This is a genomic window from Nocardia transvalensis NBRC 15921 (assembly GCF_000308875.1).
Classification (GTDB): Bacteria; Actinomycetota; Actinomycetes; order Mycobacteriales; family Mycobacteriaceae; genus Nocardia; species Nocardia transvalensis.
Map to the genome: position 1 here is coordinate 114,446 of NZ_BAGL01000032.1, position 16,977 is coordinate 131,422.

At 69.2% G+C, this 16,977-nt stretch carries 12 protein-coding genes and 1 pseudogene; 7 read left to right on the top strand and 6 right to left on the bottom strand.

All coding sequences use genetic code 11. The annotated features are described in order from the left end of the window. Window positions 1–3: 3 nt before the first annotated feature. Complete coding sequence (locus ON41_RS10370; protein WP_040747176.1) at window positions 4–2,889, bottom strand: P-loop NTPase fold protein; 2,886 nt, start codon at window positions 2,887–2,889, stop codon at window positions 4–6. A 291-nt stretch (window positions 2,890–3,180) separates the two neighbouring features. On the opposite strand from ON41_RS10370, the gene ON41_RS10375 reads away from it, so the two are divergent. The 4 genes and pseudogenes from ON41_RS10375 (at window position 3,181) to holA (ending at window position 8,033) form a co-directional block, all read left to right on the top strand. Further along, window positions 3,181–4,020, top strand: a complete 840-nt coding sequence (locus tag ON41_RS10375; protein WP_246829495.1) for a class I SAM-dependent methyltransferase — start codon at window positions 3,181–3,183, stop codon at window positions 4,018–4,020. 131 nt (window positions 4,021–4,151) lie between these two features. Further along, a complete protein-coding gene (locus ON41_RS42975; RefSeq protein WP_246461707.1) occupies window positions 4,152–5,312 on the top strand; it encodes a ComEA family DNA-binding protein in 1,161 nt (386 codons plus the stop codon). 204 nt (window positions 5,313–5,516) lie between these two features. Then, complete coding sequence (locus tag ON41_RS10385; protein ID WP_051161195.1) at window positions 5,517–7,052, top strand: ComEC/Rec2 family competence protein; 1,536 nt, start codon at window positions 5,517–5,519, stop codon at window positions 7,050–7,052. After that, window positions 7,024–8,033, top strand: a pseudogene (gene holA, locus ON41_RS10390) (DNA polymerase III subunit delta). Before ON41_RS10385 ends, holA begins: the two are co-directional and overlap by 29 nt. Before the next feature lie 149 nt (window positions 8,034–8,182). Here the strand turns inward: holA and ON41_RS38895 are convergent. The 3 genes from ON41_RS38895 to ON41_RS10405 all read right to left on the bottom strand — a co-directional run bounded on the left by ON41_RS38895 (window position 8,183) and on the right by ON41_RS10405 (window position 10,793). After that, window positions 8,183–9,223 (bottom strand): phosphatidylinositol-specific phospholipase C, encoded by a 1,041-nt coding sequence (locus tag ON41_RS38895; RefSeq protein WP_157185418.1) that lies wholly within the window; start codon window positions 9,221–9,223, stop codon window positions 8,183–8,185. Window positions 9,224–9,360: 137 nt separating this feature from the next. After that, window positions 9,361–9,624 (bottom strand): 30S ribosomal protein S20, encoded by a 264-nt coding sequence (rpsT, locus tag ON41_RS10400; protein WP_040747177.1) that lies wholly within the window; start codon window positions 9,622–9,624, stop codon window positions 9,361–9,363. A 233-nt stretch (window positions 9,625–9,857) separates the two neighbouring features. Then, window positions 9,858–10,793 (bottom strand): AraC family transcriptional regulator, encoded by a 936-nt coding sequence (locus ON41_RS10405; protein ID WP_051161197.1) that lies wholly within the window; start codon window positions 10,791–10,793, stop codon window positions 9,858–9,860. 213 nt (window positions 10,794–11,006) lie between these two features. Here ON41_RS10405 and ON41_RS10410 point away from each other — a divergent pair, with 213 nt between their 5' ends. Further along, window positions 11,007–12,200 carry a cytochrome P450 family protein gene (locus ON41_RS10410; protein WP_040747179.1) on the top strand — a complete coding sequence of 398 codons (1,194 nt, stop codon included), beginning with the start codon at window positions 11,007–11,009 and terminating at the stop codon, window positions 12,198–12,200. A 108-nt stretch (window positions 12,201–12,308) separates the two neighbouring features. Then, window positions 12,309–13,103 (top strand): aquaporin, encoded by a 795-nt coding sequence (locus ON41_RS10415; RefSeq protein ID WP_040747180.1) that lies wholly within the window; start codon window positions 12,309–12,311, stop codon window positions 13,101–13,103. Window positions 13,104–13,107: 4 nt separating this feature from the next. Here ON41_RS10415 and ON41_RS10420 read toward each other — a convergent pair whose 3' ends face one another. Next, entirely contained in the window at window positions 13,108–13,953 is an 846-nt protein-coding gene (locus ON41_RS10420; RefSeq protein ID WP_040747181.1) for a class I SAM-dependent methyltransferase, read from the bottom strand. Between the two features lie 16 nt (window positions 13,954–13,969). Beyond that, window positions 13,970–14,533, bottom strand: coding sequence for a type II toxin-antitoxin system PemK/MazF family toxin (locus ON41_RS10425; RefSeq protein ID WP_040747183.1), 564 nt, complete (start codon window positions 14,531–14,533; stop codon window positions 13,970–13,972). A 403-nt stretch (window positions 14,534–14,936) separates the two neighbouring features. Here ON41_RS10425 and lepA point away from each other — a divergent pair, with 403 nt between their 5' ends. Further along, window positions 14,937–16,781: a translation elongation factor 4 gene (lepA, locus tag ON41_RS10430; protein ID WP_040747185.1), complete on the top strand. Its 1,845-nt coding sequence runs from the start codon at window positions 14,937–14,939 to the stop codon at window positions 16,779–16,781. Window positions 16,782–16,977 lie beyond the last annotated feature (196 nt).

Here is a 16,977-nt window from a genome sequence, read left to right on the forward strand (position 1 = left end):
GCGTCATGCGGTCCGCGTGACAGAACTGCTCGCCGGACGGCCGTTCGGAGGTGCGGCCGACGTGGGCGGCACGGCCGCACCGGGCGTGAGCGTGTAGCAGAAGCGCCGTACCCGGGGGAGCCAGGTGTGGAGACCGGACAGGTCCCTGAAGGTCACGTGCGCCGTGAGCCGGACCAGCCCCGAATGCAGTCGATGCCACTTGGGCACTTGGCTTTTCGGTATCCCGCCGATGATCCCGTTCACCCACTCCGAGCCGGAGTCCCGCGGTTCGAAATCGGCGACGAACCGGTCCAGCTCGGTATCCGGCGGCCGGTACGTAAGACCGCCGGCGAGCCCGCGCACCGGATCCGGAACCATATCGAGCACATCGGCGAGCAGCGAGGCGTGGGCGGTGAGCAGTCCCAGCAGCAGCACGACCGCCTCGAATTCGCCGGGGCGGCCGTCCATGCCCAGGAAGCGCGAGGCGGGTGAGAGGTCACGGGTGGCCCGCACCATGCGGTAGAGATTGAGCAGGCGCTTCGCCTCACGCGGTGTGTCCACCAGCATGTCCAGTGCGGTGAGCAGCGTCAGTTCCGGATCGGTGAGCGGCCGCGGCGGTTCCGGGGCCACGACGGAGTGCTGCAGGACGTCGACCTCCGAGCCCGCTTCGATATCGAGGGCGGTGATCACACCGTAGCGATCCGCGCTCGGCGGAGGGGACGTCGTCGTCGGCCGGCGCTCGGCAGGAGGGGCCGGCACCGAACGCGGCGTGGCGGAAGGCCGCGGGTCTCCCAGCGCGTGCAGCAGCCGGCTCATACCGGTCGAGGACATCGGCGGCAGTACCAGCGGGATGTTCAGGATCTTTTCCAGATAGTCGTCGGGCGTGTGCCACAGATCTTCGGGGTCGTTGTCCCCGTCGCGCAGCAGTGCGGAATAGCGGGTGCGCAGCGAACGCATCAGCCACCGCGGATCGACCCCGACGACCACCACGAACAGGTCCAGGGCCAGCAGGAGGTGCACGGCCTGCATGACGTCGACGACCTGGTCGGGGGAACAGCGGTCCAGGTCGTCGATATACAACACGATGCGGTCGATCGGCCGGTGATCGCCGTACGGGTCCGGATTGCGGCGCCAATCGTCCATGAGCTGGACCAGCTGCTGGAAGTCCTTGCGGATCGTCGAGATGAGGCCGAGTTTGCCGGAGTACGAATCACTTCCGGCACGCTCGGCGAGAAACGAGTACAGCCGCCGCCCGGGGTCGAGTTCGGCGAGTTGCCGGCCGAGTTCGCCGACATGCGCGATCACATCGTCGAGCTGTGCCTGCGCGACCCGCTGTTCGGCCTCGGCGGCGCGCAGCCTGGTCAGAGTATCGGCCATCTCGGTGCCGACCGCGCTCTCCGCGGCGGTCCGCATCTCGCCGCGCAGGTCCTCCCGTACCCGCCGCAACGTGCGCAGACCGGCGTGCGCGCGACCGAACAGGACGGTGACCCCGCCGACCCCGCCCAGCGCGGTGACCAGTCCGGTGACCCAGGCCAGCTGGCCGGCGGCGTGCGAGACGATCAGCGGTACGAGCACGCCGATGCCGACGAGGGCGACCGCGAAGGCGAGCGAGATCCGTCCGGCACGAGTCAGCGATGCGCGTGCCAGCACCTTGGTGTCGTCCACCGCGTCGTGGAGCTGTCCGGCCAGCAGGTCGGCCCGCTCCTTCTCGTCGGTGATGCCCAGCTGCCGCCACAGGGTCGCGATCTCGCTGCCGTAACGAGACGAATTGGTGAGTGTCGCAAGCAGATTGCGTGCGGTGGTCTCGCGATGGGCGACGGCCCGGTCGACCTCGGTCTGGAGCCGGGTCGCCGTCGCACGGGCCTGGCGCGTGGCCGCCTGGAGCTGGTGGCGCTGATCCAGGCGTTCGGTCAGTTCGGCGCGAATCCGGTCGGCACGGTCCGCGGAGGCCTCCGTGCCGCCCGCGAGCTGCCGGAATATCTCGTCACCGAGGCTGGCCCACAGGTTGCTGTCCGCGTAATGCCAGGCGTTGAAACCGATCTGCACGATCTCCCGGCAGTACTGCTCGCTGCCCGAGTCCGCGAGGGTGCGGATCCGGTCGCGCAGCAGACCCATGAAATAGCTTTTGCCCGAACCCCATTCGCCGAAGACTCCGATCGACAGGGGCAGCGGGGTCGTGCGGTCGGCAACGACGGTGGCGAGCATCGATACGTACGGAGCGACGCCGAGATGGTCGTCGTGCAAAGGGATTCCGACGTTCGGGTCCACCAGGTCGCTCGAGACTCCGCCTGCCAGTGGGGCTTCGGCGAGTGTCGGCGAGTTGGCGATGGCTCGGGTGAATGCCGCGGCGATGACTTCGGCGTCGGTATCGCTCTGGCAGAGGAACATCAGCTGGTCCGCGTCGCGTCCTGGTCGGACGTCCATTGTGGAAACGGCCGCGGGGACGATGATCTCGGCGACGTGATCGACCGGCTCGCCCAGTAGTCCCGCCGTGAGCAATGGCAGTCCGATCGCTCGCGCACCGAGACCCGAGGCCGCCTCGAGCGCCGACTTCACGGCGGAAGCCAGGGAGTTGTCGGTGATGTCGCTGTATTCGCCGGGCTCGTTCCTGGGGTTGACCAATATCGCGCGCCGAAGCAGTGGATTCGTCCCCGGGGGCGGTGGTAGTGCCAGGATATGGGGCCGGTCGGCATTGATGTGGTCGTAAGGGACGTCGCGCCACGCCGCCTCGGCGAATTCCATGCGGAGTGCGCCGCCCAGGCTGCCGAGACTGGAGCCGACCGACACCACGATGGCGTCGATCGGGAGCTGCCACGGTTCGCTGGTGCGAGCGATCGAATAGCGAATGCCGCCGTGAGTGCCGAGTTCGGTTGTCGAAGTCGAGTTCGGGAAGGCAGGTTCAGACACCATGGGCTCCGTCGTGCCGGTGCCTGTCCGGGCTCGGCAGGGACGCGCCGTGCGGGGCCGATGGGCGTCGCTGTACGTCGATGGATGGCATGAACCCCCCGAACAATCCGTGTGGAAACCCCAACCCTTCCGGCAGTGTACTGCGTCGCGCGGCCTCTGGGTGGCGGATGAATAACGGGCCCAGCGGATCTGCGTCTCGGGTCGGGTTGCCGCAGGGCGGCGCGGGGTACGACACGTTTGCCGAAATGGCAAAGGATGTTGCCTGCTTCCGGGGGTGTGGAGCATTGTCGAGGGGTGAATCACGACGACTTCGATTGGGCCGCGATGGCCGACATGCTGGTGGACGAGGCCGAGGCGTATCAGCCGTACCTGGACGGTGCGTTCGATCGGCTGGCGGATCTGAATCCGAAACGGATCCTGGATATCGGGTCCGGACCGGGAGTGGCGGCGTGCCTGCTGGCGCAGCGGTTCCCCGATGCCGAGGTGATCGCGGTGGACGGGACGCCGGAGTTGCTGACCCGCGCCGAGCAGCGGGCCGAGCGGCTGGGGGTGCGCCTGAGCACCCGCGTCGCGGAGTTCCCGGGCGGGTTGTCCGACCTGCCCGAAGCGGATCTGGTGTGGTCGGCGAACGTCGTGCACCACGTCGGCGATCAGCTCGACGCGCTGACCCGCATGGCGGGGCTGCTGCGGCCGGGCGGCACCCTGGCGATCGCCGAGGGCGGGCTGCCGGTGCGGTGGCTGCCTCGGGATATCGGTTTCGGCCGTCCGGGCCTGCAGATGCGGCTGGATGTCGCGCTGGCCGACCGGTTCGAGCAGATGCGTGCCGAACTGCCGGGCTCGGTTTCGGTGGCCGAGGACTGGCCCGCTCTCCTGCGCGCCGCGGGCCTGGTCGACGCGTACAGCCGCAGTTTCCTGGTCGACCGCCCCGCACCGCTGGACGCCGGTGCGCGCCGGTCGGCGCGGCAGTGGCTCGAACGCCACCGCGGCATGCACACCGACTACCTCGCCGAGGACGACCTGGCCACCCTGGATCGCCTGGTGGACCCGGACGACCCGGAATCCGTCGACAATCGCACCGACGTCTTCCTGCTCACGGCCAGGACGGTGCACTTCGCCCACCGCCCGGCGGACTGATACCAGATCGGTGTGACAAGTAGCCACCCGATGCCGGCTGGTTGTGCACAGCGGATCGGCTGTCCCCAGGTCTGTCGAAAGACCTTGTCGGGCCGGGGATCTCGGTGCGGCATCGGCCTACGGTGGCTCGCATGGCGCGAAACGAGGAGCGGAGACGGGTCCGCGAGCGGCTGGGGTCGCTCGCGGCGGAGGCGCCCGATACACGATCGGTGCCGGGCGGGCGTTGGGATCTCGACGAATTCGACGATCCGGTGCCGGGCCGCCGCCCGGACGACGACGGGGACGAGTGGGAAGAGACGGTCGAGGGTCCGCGCACGCCGCAATGGCTGAGCGAACCCTCGAGCGGTCTCGCGGTGTGGCACGAGCGGCTGGTCCCGGAGCGATTCCGGGGAACACGCCTCGATCCTGGGCGGCGCGGGTTGCTCGTGCTGGCCGCGGTCGGACTGGTGGCGGTGGTGCTCGCGGCCGCCGCGGCACAACGGGAAAGACCTGTCGCACAGCCTGTTCCGCCGTTGCCCGTGGTGCGTGCGGGTACGGCGGGCGCAACCAGTACGTCCGGGGCTGCGCCGTCGGCGGGAGTGTCCGGTACTTCGTCAGCCGGGGGCATGCCTGGTGGGAGTGCGCCCAGTGGTGTCCCGCCCGCCGGTGTTTCCGATGCCGTGCGGCCCGGGGACGTTCCCGGTGCCGCGACGCCGGCGGGTGCGCCCGGTGCTGCGACGCCGGCGGGTGTGTCCAGTGCTGCGACGTCGGCGGGTGTGCCCGGCACCGTGTCGGCCGGAGGCGTCTCCGGTTCCGCGCCGACGGCCGGCGGGTCCGGAGATCGGATGGCGGACCTGGTGGTGAGCGTCGTCGGCATGGTCGAGCACCCCGGCCTCCTGCATCTTCCACCCGGTTCGCGGGTGGCCGACGCGGTCTCGGCCACGGTCGCGAAGGACGGCGCCGATCTCGCCGGCCTGAATCTGGCCCAGCGGCTCGTCGACGGCGATCAGGTCGTGGTCGGAACCACGGCCCCCGATTCCGTTCCGCCACAGACGGGCAGCGCGGTAGTTCCCGGCCGGCGAGCCCCCACGGCGGCGTCGGGCGGCCCCTCTCACCCGGCCACAAAAGTAGACCTGAACACCGCCACCGAATCCGACCTCGACGCCCTCCCCGGAGTCGGCCCCACCACCGCCCGCGCCATCATCGCCTGGCGCACCGAACACGGCCGCTTCACCACCATCGACCAATTAGCCGAGGTCACCGGCATCGGCCCCGCCCGCCTGGCCCGCATACGCGACCTGGTGAAGATATGACGGCGGCGGTGCAGGGTGTGCGGGCCGGAAGGCTTCGTGATCGGGGGCGTCGGTCCGGCCTACTCGTTTCGGCTGCGCGATGCGGTGGAGATATGAGCGGGATCGGCGTGCGGGCCTGGGGATTTCGTGCCTGGGCGGTGGACTGTGGGGGATGACGGTGGGCAGGCGTCGAGTGAAGCGGATCGTGAGGTTCGGCCGGTTGATGTGCGGCTGGTTCCGGCGACGGTGGTGTGCTGGGGGGTCACGATCGCGGGGGTCGCCTGTGGCTGGCGGGTGGGGCTGATGGCGGGCGGTGCGTCGGCCGGGGTGGGGATGGTGTCGGGCGCGTTGCTCTTACGGGCCGTGTGGCCGGGGCGGGCGCGTGTGGTTGCGATGGCGATCGTGGCCGCGGCGCTGGCGGGGAGCGGGTTCGCGGTGGCGGCCGCATGGCACGAATATCGGGTGGCGGTGCATCCGCTGCGGACCGCGGCTCCGGGAACGTATCTGACAGCCGTGGTGACGCCGACGGATGATCCGAAAGTGTTGTCGAGCAAGCCTTTCGGTGGGCGGCAACGTCTGGTGCGGGCCGATCTCCGGGAGTATCGGCACGGCGAGTCGGCGGTTCGGGCGGGAGGGGGTGTCATCGTGCTCGCGCCGGAGCGTGGGTGGTCGACGATTCTCCCGGGCCGGACCGTGGAATTCCGGGCACGGGTGGACCGGCCGTGGCGGCGGGACCTCACCGTCGCGGTACTGCGGGCGCAGGGTCCGCCGATCGCCGTATCGGAGGCTCCGTGGTGGCAGCGGGTCGCGGGCACGGTGCGGGCGAGGTTCGCCGACACCGCCGATCGTGCGCTGTCCGACGATGCCGCGGGCCTGCTGCCGGGGCTGGTCGCGGGCGACACCTCGCGGCTTCCGGAGCACGTCCGGGAGAACTTCGAGAAGACGGATCTGGCGCATCTCACGGCCGCGTCGGGGATGAACGTCTCGATCCTCTTCGCCGCGGTCTTGATGGCGACGCGGGCGCTCACCCTGGACGCCCGGCTGGGCCTCGCGCTCGCGGCGCTGGCTCTGGTGGCGTTCGTGATCCTGGCGCGGCCGTCACCCTCGGTGCTGCGGGCGGCGGTAATGGGTGGGATCGCGCTGCTGGCCCTCATGACCGGCCGCCGGAGACAGGCACTGCCCGCGCTGTGCGCCGCGGTGATCGGGCTGCTCGCGTATTCGCCCGCGCTCGCTGTCGACGCCGGCTTCGCCCTGTCGGTCTCCGCCACGGCGGGCCTCGTCCTGCTGGCCCCGCCCTGGGCGCACTGGTTGCGAGCACACGGCTGGCCCCGCGTCGCCGCCGAGGCATTCGCGGCGGCGACCGCGGCCTTCCTGGTGACGACGCCGATCCTCGCCGCACTCACCGGACACGTGGGCCTGCTGGCCATCCTGGCCAACGTCCTGGTCGAACCGCTGATCGCCCCGATAACCATCCTCGGAACCGTCGGCGCCCTGCTCTCGTGCGTATGGCAACCCGCCGCGATCCTGGTCCTACAGCCGACCGCCCCGGCCCTGTGGTGGCTCCTGACGGTCGCCGAACACGGTGCCGCACTGAATCTTTCACTCGACGTCTCCGACGGCGTCCGCGGTGGCCTACTCGCCGCGGCGGCAGTGACCATCGCGATAGCGGTCCTGCTCCGCCTCGCCTGGCCCCGGAGGGAGGTCTCCGGTGACTTCTCGGGCAGCGCGGCGAATGCCGGGGGTGTCGGACCGCACCCGTAGGATCGTCGCCGTGACCGAACGTCCCGCACCCGTCCATCTTGTGCTCGGTGAGGAAGAGTTGCTGATCGAGCGCGCGGTCGCCGCGATCGTCGCCGGGGTGCGGGGGGCCGCGCCGGATCCGGAGGCGTTGCCGGTGGATCGGCTGCGGCGGGGGATGCGAGCACCTCCGAGCTGGCCGAGTTGCTGAGTCCGTCACTGTTCGCCGAGGACCGGGTGATCATTCTGGAGTCGGCGGCCGAGGCGGGGAAGGACGCGGTCGCGGTGATCACCGACGCGGCCTCCGCGCCGCCCGAGGGCGTGGTGCTGGTCATCCTGCACACGGGTGGCGGGCGGGCGAAGGCGCTGGCCCCGGCACTGCAGAAGGCGGGCGCCGAGGTGCACCACTGCGCCAAGGTATCCAAGGCCGGTGAGCGAATCGAGTTCGTGCGCAACGAATTCCGCGCCGCGGGGATCCGGGTGTCCGGCGAGGTGGTGCAGACGGTGCTGGAGGCCGTCGGCTCCGACCTGCGCGAGCTGGCCGCGGCCGCCTCGCAGCTGGCCGCCGATACGGGCGGCCGGGTCGATGTCGCGGCCGTGCGGCGGTACTACTCCGGCCGGGCCGAGGTCACCGGTTTCGACGTGGCCGAACTCGCCGTATCCGGTGACCGTGCCGGCGCCATGGAGGCGCTGCGCTGGGCCACCGACCGCGGCGTGCCGGCTGTGCTGCTGGCCGACGCCCTTGCGGACTCGGTGCACACCATCGCCCGAGTCGGTTCGGCCGGCCGCGGCGACCCGTTCAAACTCGCCTCGGCCCTCGGAATGCCGCCGTGGAAGGTGAAGAAGGCCCAGGGCCAGGCCCGGGGGTGGAACCCGGCCACCATCGGCAACGCCCTCGAGGTCGTCGCCACCCTCAACGCCGATGTGAAGGGTGGCGCGGCGGATACGAACTTCGCTCTGGAACACGCGTTGGCGAAAATTCTGGATCTTCACGAAAGTCGTTGAGCGGCAACGAGCTAGGGAAGCTGTCATGTTGCGTAGGTTTCCGGCCAAAAGCATGCCGGAAACTAGGAGGCATGCCGGGAAACTAGAAGGCATGGCGGGAACAAGAAGGAATGGCGGGAGCAAGAAGGCATCCCGGAATTGAGGGGGCGTCATCCCGCGTTGTGGCGAATGATCTCCTCGACCAATGCAGGGCCCGGGAAGTCCATCATCAGGACTCCGGTGGGGCCGGGGTGGGTGCGGAGGTGGTCGAGGGTGTGGTCGTTTTCGTAGGACGCGTAGCGGCCGGGGAATTTGGTGGGGTCGGGGGCGCCGTTGGCGGAGAGGTAGTTGATGTAGAGGGCCGGGGTGGGGGCGGCGGCGGCCTTGGCCAGGTGGGCTGCGATCGCCGCCCATTTGACGTCCATGTCCGGGCCGTCCCACAGGTCCTGCGCGTCGACCGTGAGGCCCCGGTCCTCGCCGTGTTCGATATCGGTGAACTGGGTGACGACGATCTTGCCGCGGACGTCGCCGAGCCGGGGTAGGTCGGCGTGGGCGGTAGCGGAGGGCCGCCAGGCGCGGGGTGCGGCGGTGAGGTACCGGTCGATCAGGGGCAGGTCCGGTTTGGCCCCGCCGGCGTCCACACAGCCGAAGGGACGGCCGTCGTTGGCACATTCCGCCTTCACCCGCAGGAGGACCGTCTCGCGCGGATGCCGGGACAGGAAGTCGTCCACTACGCCGAGGACGTCCCCGAGGTTCGCGTGCTGGTAGAACGACCCGTGCTGGACGGCCGGCACATCGGCCTCGTCGCGGCGCACCCGGATGTCGAGGGCGCGCACACCGGCCTCCAGCTGGCCGCGCAGGGTCTGGCGGGAGGTGCAGGGCTCGTCGGCGCAGCCCTTGTCGAACCCCTCCTGCGTGACCACCGCCGGACCGCCCTTACCGCCGTGGACGGCCATCGTGTCGTGGGTGCCGGGCACGGATAGGCGGCCCAGCGGGCGATCGTCGGGCAGTGCGCCCATCCAGTCGGGGCTGCTCGCGGTTGCCAGCTTGCCGTGCGCGCCGGAGGATTTCGCGCCAGGCAGACCCATGGCGACCGGAGCCGCCGACTCGTCCGAAGTCTGCGGGGGAGCGGAGGCGGTCTGCCCGCACCCGGCCAGCAGCGCCCCCGCCGCGATCGCCACCGTGATTCTGTAGAGCACCCCACCCGTCACCCGATCACGGTAGCCGACCCCCACCGGTGGAGCTACCGGTTCCCGGACACGACAAAGCCGCCGTGGTCGTCTGCTTCAGCAGACCCTCTGCCACGGCGGCATCGCGAAGAACAGTGCGGTAGTGCTACCGCGAAAGATCAGCCGATCTTGTTGTACGCCAGCGCCAGCGCCGACTTCTTGTTGGCGGCCTGGTTGGCGTGGATGACGCCCTTCGAGGCGGCCTTGTCGAGGTCGCGGCTCGCCGAGACCAGCAGCTGCTGCGCGGTCTCCTTCTCACCGGCCGAGGCGGCCTCGCGGAACTTGCGGATCGAGGTGCGCAGCGCGGACTTGACCGACTGGTTACGCTGACGCGCCGCCTCGTTGGTACGGATCCGCTTCATCTGGGACTTGATGTTGGCCACGCTTGTTCCTCTGATTCCTGTCGTCAGTTGGGGTCATGCTTCGAGAAGTCTCTGGGCGCACTACACCGGGGCGTAGCGCCGCGCCGACGATCGAGACTACCAGCTGCCGCGGTACGGGGTGAAATCGCCCCGGTCAGGGCTTTGCCGAGCCGAGAAACCCCTGGTCCTGCCGTGCGCCCAGGTTGGTGCTGCTGGGCGGTGCCGGCAGGATTCCGGGGGCGGGTGGCGGCGGTTCATCGCTCGGGGCCCTCGGCCGCGCGACGCCGCCGGAAGTCGCGGGGGGTCTCGCCGTACCGGGCCTTGAAGGCGGCGGAGAACCAGGTCGGCGTGAAACCGCAGCGGGCCGCCACCTCGGTGATCGACAATCCTTGCGGCCCAGGGCGTTCCAGAGTGTCGCGGGCGAGCCGCAGGGCCTCCTCGCGGCGCAGGTCGCGGTAGGTGGTCCCGGCCTGCTGCAAGGTGACCCGCAGCTGCCGGGGCGACCAGCCGAGCGCCTGTGCCACGGCCGGCAGCCGCAGATCCCCGGCGCCGAGGGTGTCGCGCACATAGCGCCGCACGGCCGCGACCGTTTCCTCGCCGTGCCCGCTCTGCGGTCCCAGATCGCCGAGCGCGAGCATGCACAGCAGCTCGCTGATGCGGTCGCACACCGCGTTGAAGTCACGGTCGCTCAGCTGGGACTTCTCAGCGTGCACGCTCTGGAGCATGGTCCGGACGATGCTGCCGAGGCCGGTCTCCAGATTCAGCACGAGGCGGCGCGGGCCGTCGGCGGGGACCGCGTGGTCGATTTCGGTGCGCGGCAACTGCATTGCTATCGCGGCGGGACCCGGGCGCATCCGGCACGCCTGGTCCAAGCCCATGAGGATGGCGCCGCCCGGCGCCGCGCTGGCGACGCCGTCACCGTTCCAGCCCACCGTGAAGGGGACCCGCTCGGGCAGGACCAGCCAGTAGAAGCTGTCGGCGGGCGCTCGCCGCACGTGCGAGGGCGTGCGATAGCCGATCCGGTCGCCCGGTTCGTCCCAGCGCAGCAGGCTGTAGGTGGTCGTCTGCTGCACGGTCAGGCTGGAATTCCAGTGGTCCGGATCGCCGATCCGGTGATCCATCGGCACGAAGGTGTTGGTGAGCTCGGTCCACTGCCGCGCATCGGACACGGTCAGCCGGTCGTATCTCATACAGACCCCGATCCTGGTTCGAGCGGCTGAATCTCGTTCCGCGCATGGGACCCTATCGCCATCTCGGGGCGCCGTCCTGCCAACGGGGTCTGCGACTTACGTTTTGGTGCCGATGAATTCCGCTGGCGGGCAGGAGGTCCCGGAACGGGTTTCAGCGCTCGCGCGGGTGCACCACACTGCTCGGGATCAGCCCGCAATCCCCTGGGAGACACTATGACCCGAGCAGTCATCCAGCTTCCCACCGCTGGAGAATCCGTATACGACACCTACGCCCGCATCCGGGCGGCCGGTGAGGTCGTCCCGATCGAACTGCCCGGCGGCGTACCGGCATTCGTCGCGACCAGCTACCGGGCCGTGAGCCAGGTCCTCGACGACAAGGTGTTCGCCAAGAACGCGGCGCACTGTCCCGCGCTGCACGACGGCACCATCCCCGCCGACTGGCCGCTGCGCGCGCTGACCGATATCGACCACATGCTCAACATGGACGGTCTCGACCACCGCCGGCTGCGCAAGACGATCAGCCAGGCCTTCACACCGGCCCGGATCGCCGCGCTGGAACCGGATGTGGAGAAGATCGCCGCGAATCTCATCGCGGCCTTTCCCCAGGACGAGGAGGTCGATCTCGTCGCGAATTTCACTACGCCGCTTCCGGTTCGGGTGATCTGCACACTGTTCGGCGTGCCGACCGAGGACCAGCCGCGCATCAAGGACTGGACCGCCACGATCGTCTCGGCCACCGCGACCCACGAAGAGGCCGGGGGCGCCATGGTCGGCATGATCGGCTACTTCACCGAACTGCTGGAGCGCAAGCGCCGCGAGCCGGGCGACGATCTGACCACCGCGCTGCTGGCGGCCAACGAGGACAACAACCTGACGACCGAGGAACTGGTCAACATCCTCTGGATCGTGATCGTGGCCGGGCACGAGACGACGGTGCATCTGCTGGGCACCGCGGTCGTGGTGCTGTGCACCAATCCGCAGCAGCGCGCCAAGGCGGTCGCCGAGTCGCGGTGGGCCGATGTGGTGGAGGAGATGCTGCGCTACGGCTCGCCGGTCGTCGGCGCCCTGATGCGCTACGCGCTGCACGACGTGACCGTCGCCGACGTCGAGGTTCCGGCGGGCAGCATGATGCTGTGGCACGGCACGGTCGGCCGGGACGCCCGCCACTATCCGGACGCCGACCGGTTCGACATCGACCACGACCACCGCGATCAGCTCGCCTTCGGCCGCGGGCCGCACTTCTGCCTGGGTGCGCCGCTGGCCCGGCTGGAGAGCCGTATCGCGCTGTCGATGCTGTTCAACCGCTTTCCGCGGCTCACGCTGGCCCGCGATCCGGCGGATCTGGGCTACGCGAACCAGATCAGTACCACCGGACCGCTGGCGGTGCCGGTACGGCTGTACGGGTAGCGGCGCGGGATCGTTGTGCTGCCGGTCCGCCTCGCGTAGCGTCCGATACAGAAGTCTCCGCGTAGTACCCGACCTCGCAGCACACGGCTCGAAAGGGGAAGGTGGCAGATGTCTCCCACTGCTCAGGAAGTTGTCGAGGAAGACGTCGAACGGCGGCCGGTGCCGCTGACCCGCAAACTGCTCGCCGAGGCGATCGGCACCTTCGTTCTGGTGCTCGGCGGCGTCGGTACCGCGGTGATCGCGGGGGAGCGGGTGAGTGCGCTCGGGGTGGCGCTGGCCTTCGGGTTCTCGCTGCTGTTCCTGGTGTACGCGATCGGTCCCATCTCCGGCTGTCATGTCAATCCCGCGGTGACGGTGGGACAGCTGCTGCTGGGCCGGGTCAGCGTGTCGACGGCGACCAGTTACATTGTGGCGCAACTGATCGGCGGTTTCGCGGCCGGTGCGGTCATTTTCGCGCTCGCCAACAACCTGCCGTCCTACAACCGGGCCGCCGACGGGCTCGGCGCCAACGGCTGGGGCGCGCACAGTCCGTCGAAGGTGTCGATCGAGGGTCCGCTCGGCGGGACGCTCACGCAGAACGGCTACGGGCTGGCCGCCGCCATCACGATCGAGATCATCCTGACCGGGCTGCTGGTGTTCGTGGTGCTGGCCTCGACCGACCAGCTGTCGGATCTGCCGCTGGCCGGTCTGTCGATCGGTATCACGCTCGCGGTCATCCACCTGATCTCGATCCCGATCGACAACACCTCGGTCAATCCCGCCCGCAGCCTGGCCGTCGCGCCCTATCAGGACGGGGCGATGGCCCAGGTCTGGGTGTTCATCGTGTTCCCGCTGGTCGGCGGGGTGCTCGGGGCGCTGGTGTACAGCCTGCTGTTCGGCCGCTCCCGCAACATGGTGTCCTGAGCGGCTACGTCCGGGTCGCGCTCAGCGCGTAGAGCAGCGGTACGCGAGGGTCGTCCGGCGGCAGCCGCCACCATCCGCTCGCCTGGTCGCGGACCATTCGCTCCCACCGCGGCCAGGGGAGCAGGTCGGTCTCCCGTAGTCCGGTGATCGTCAGCCCCGCCCCGGCGAGCGCGGTGACCACGTGTCCCAGGCCGTGGGCCCACTCGTAGACCCGCGCCGCCTCGGGCGGGAGCGCGGGGCCGTCGGTGTAGGTGTGGGTGGCGTTGTGCTCGATCGCGCCGCGTCCCTCGAGGTAGTCGTGGCGCAGCAGCAGTTCCGGTCCGTCGTCGGGGCCCGGCTTCGGGCCCAGCGAGGTCAGGACGGGATGGAATTCCACGATGTACAGCAGGCCGCCGGGGCGCAGCAGCTCGGCGATCAGGGCGGCCCAGCGGTCCAGGTCGGGCAGGTAGCACAGCGCGCCCTTGCCGGTGTAGACGATGTCGAAGCGGCGGTCGCCCACCGCGGCCGGGGCGTCGTACACATCGGACCGGATGTACTCGATATCGGCGTCCTGTGCCAGGGCGATGCGACGCGCCTGCTCGACGGCCCGGCCGGAGATGTCGAGTCCGACCGCGCGGGCGCCGCGCTCGGCGAATGCCACGGTCTCGGTGCCCAGATGGCATTGCAGGTGGATCAGGTCGCGACCGGCGAGCGGCCCGAGATCGTCCCATTCGAACGGCGCGAACCAGGATTCTGCGGGCCTGCTGCCGTCGACGCCGTAGAACCGGGATGCCACGTGAATGGGAGTGCGCGCATCCCAGTTGCGTTCGTTGACACGGCGCAGCTCGGCGGTGAGATCCTCGGTATCCATTGCGCCTCCGGTGGTTTCAGTGCCAGTGGTAGTCGGCGCAGAGCCGGTGCGCGACCCGGTCGAAGGTCTTGCGGGGCAGGATGGCGCCCTCGCGGCGGATACCCGCCTCCGGGACATCGAGCACCCGATCCAGCCGAACCCAGCTCGGCCGATCCTCGTAATCCCAAGGCCCGGAACCGATCTCGATCCAATTGTGATCGCGCGAGCGCTCCGGATTCGACGAGAGCATGAGCCCCAGCAACACCTTCCGCTCCCGCCCCACCACCAGCACCGGCCGATCCTTCCCGTTACTCGGATCCTCCTCGTAAGGCACCCAGGTCCATACGATCTCACCTGGATCGGCGCGCCCGTCCAGCTGCGGGCAGTACACCACCTGCCGCGCCCGCTCCCGCGTCGGCACGGGCGTCGACGCCGCCGGCCGCACCGCGACGCCCCGCCCCTTCCGTCGCCCCCGATCGAACACCGCCGACCGCTGCACCCGCCCCACCAGCCGCGGCGCCTGCCTCTTGACGATCTTGGGCCCCTGCTCCCTGGCGAGTGTCCCCAACTGCTTGCCGAGTGAGCTCCACGTGCTGGCCATGAATCGGACTATAACGGCGGCGAGCCCCGATCACACCCCACCCCAACTCCCTTGCGCGAGCTGGGGATTTGCCAGAGGCGGAGTAGTGATCGAGAGAGCGAATCGCCGACGGCCCGGAGGCTGGAAGAGCAGCCGGAAGACCGCACCCAGCTGTGACCCAGGTCTCCGTGAGGAAGCACGGTGCTACCGAGGAAGGAGGGGCGTTGCAACTCCGTCGGCCGGAGCCCATAAGCTGAAACACAAGCGAACGGCACCGCGCAACCACAACGGTTTGCGGCGCGGCTCGGTTTTCGGTGGCCGCCGCGCAAGCGACGAAGGAGCAAGCGGCGGTCGCCGAAAACCGAGCCATACGGGCGCCGCAAACCCGCGACGCCGGAGGCGGCGCAATTAGAGAGAGAGTGGAGTGCCAAGCTTCGCCGATACGACGTTCACCGATCCCGCCCGGATCCGGAACTTCTGCATTATCGCCCACATCGACCACGGGAAGTCCACCCTGGCCGATCGCATGCTGCAGCTGACCGGTGTGGTCGAGGAGCGGCAGATGCGTGCGCAGTACCTGGACCGGATGGATATCGAGCGGGAGCGCGGTATCACCATCAAGGCCCAGAACGTGCGGCTGCCGTGGACCGTCGACGGCACGGACTACGTGATGCATCTGATCGACACCCCGGGCCACGTGGACTTCACCTACGAGGTGTCCCGGGCGCTGGAGGCGTGCGAGGGCGCGATCCTGCTGGTGGACGCGGCGCAGGGCATCGAGGCGCAGACGCTGGCCAATCTGTATCTGGCCCTGGACAAGGACCTCGAGGTCATCCCGGTCCTCAACAAGATCGATCTGCCGGCCGCCGATCCGGATCGCTACGCCGCCGAACTCGCCCACATCGTGGGCTGTGAGCCCGAGGACGTGCTGCGCGTCTCCGGTAAGACCGGCGAGGGCGTGCCGGAACTGCTGAACACGGTGATCGGGAAGGTGCCCGCGCCGCAGGGCGAGGCGGACGCTCCTGCCCGCGCGATGATCTTCGATTCGGTCTACGACACCTATCGCGGCGTCGTCACCTATGTCCGCGTGGTGGACGGCAAGCTCACTCCGCGCGAGAAGATCAAGATGATGTCCACCGGCGCCACCCACGAGCTGCTGGAGATCGGCATCGTCTCGCCGGAGCCGAAGGCAACCCAGGGCCTGGGCGTCGGCGAGGTCGGCTATCTGATCACCGGCGTGAAGGACGTGCGGCAGTCGAAGGTCGGTGACACCGTGACGGCCGCGCGCAACGGCGCGGCGGAACCGCTGACCGGTTACCGGGAACCGTCGCCGATGGTGTTCTCGGGCCTGTATCCGGTGGACGGCTCGGATTACCCGGATCTCCGCGATGCCCTGGACAAGTTGCAGCTCAACGATGCCGCGCTGACCTACGAGCCGGAGACGTCGGTGGCGCTGGGCTTCGGTTTCCGCTGCGGGTTCCTGGGTCTGCTGCATATGGAGATCACGCGCGAGCGGTTGCAGCGCGAGTTCGGCCTGGACCTGATCTCGACCGCGCCCAACGTGGTCTACCGGGTGGTCATGGAGGACGGCAGCGAGCACATCGTGACCAATCCCTCGTACTGGCCGGAGGGGAAGTCGCGCGCGGTCTTCGAGCCGATCGTCAAGGTGACCATCATCTCGCCGAGCGAATTCATCGGCTCGATCATGGAGTTGTGCCAGTCCCGCCGCGGCGAGCTGGGCGGTATGGACTACCTGTCGGAGACGCGCGTGGAGATGCGCTACACGCTGCCGATGGCGGAGATCATCTTCGACTTCTTCGACTCGCTGAAGTCGCGCACCCGCGGTTACGCCAGCCTCGACTACGAGGAGGCGGGCGAGCAGGAGGCGGACCTGGTCAAGGTGGACATTCTGTTGCAGAGCGAGGCCGTCGACGCGTTCTCCGCCATCGTGCACCGGGACGCGGCGCAGGCCTACGGCCGCCGGATGACCGAGAAGCTCAAGGAGCTGATCCCGCGCCAGCAGTTCGAGGTGCCGATCCAGGCGGCGGTCGGGTCGAAGATCATCGCCCGCGAGAACATCCGCGCCATCCGCAAGGACGTTCTGGCCAAGTGCTACGGCGGCGATATCAGCCGCAAGCGCAAGCTGCTGGAGAAGCAGAAGGAGGGCAAGAAGCGGATGAAGACCATCGGCCGCGTCGATGTCCCCCAGGAGGCTTTCGTGGCGGCGCTGTCCACCGACTCGTCGTCGGACAAGCCCAAGGGCAAGTAGCATTGCCGCTGGTCTGAGCGTTCGACCGGTTGGTGTTGCCCGTTGATCTCGGGGCTTTCCTCCGGATTCGGGCACTGCAAGGGTGGTAGACGCACCACCGTCCGGTCGGTTTCCAGCCCTGGGACGCCTCGAGGGCGGTCCGGGATGGTACAAGAGATGTGACAGGCCGGATATCCGGAAATAAGGTGTAAAGCGA

Excerpts from the sequence above, each read along its gene's own strand:
- ON41_RS10370 (WP_040747176.1), bottom strand. The coding sequence starts at position 2,889 with ATGGTGTCTGAACCTGCCTTCCCGAACTCGACTTCGACAACCGAACTC.
- ON41_RS42975 (WP_246461707.1), top strand. The coding sequence starts at position 4,152 with ATGGCGCGAAACGAGGAGCGGAGACGGGTCCGCGAGCGGCTGGGGTCG.
- ON41_RS10405 (WP_051161197.1), bottom strand. The coding sequence starts at position 10,793 with ATGAGATACGACCGGCTGACCGTGTCCGATGCGCGGCAGTGGACCGAG.
- ON41_RS10410 (WP_040747179.1), top strand. The coding sequence starts at position 11,007 with ATGACCCGAGCAGTCATCCAGCTTCCCACCGCTGGAGAATCCGTATAC.
- ON41_RS10415 (WP_040747180.1), top strand. The coding sequence starts at position 12,309 with ATGTCTCCCACTGCTCAGGAAGTTGTCGAGGAAGACGTCGAACGGCGG.
- ON41_RS10420 (WP_040747181.1), bottom strand. The coding sequence starts at position 13,953 with ATGGATACCGAGGATCTCACCGCCGAGCTGCGCCGTGTCAACGAACGC.
- ON41_RS10425 (WP_040747183.1), bottom strand. The coding sequence starts at position 14,533 with ATGGCCAGCACGTGGAGCTCACTCGGCAAGCAGTTGGGGACACTCGCC.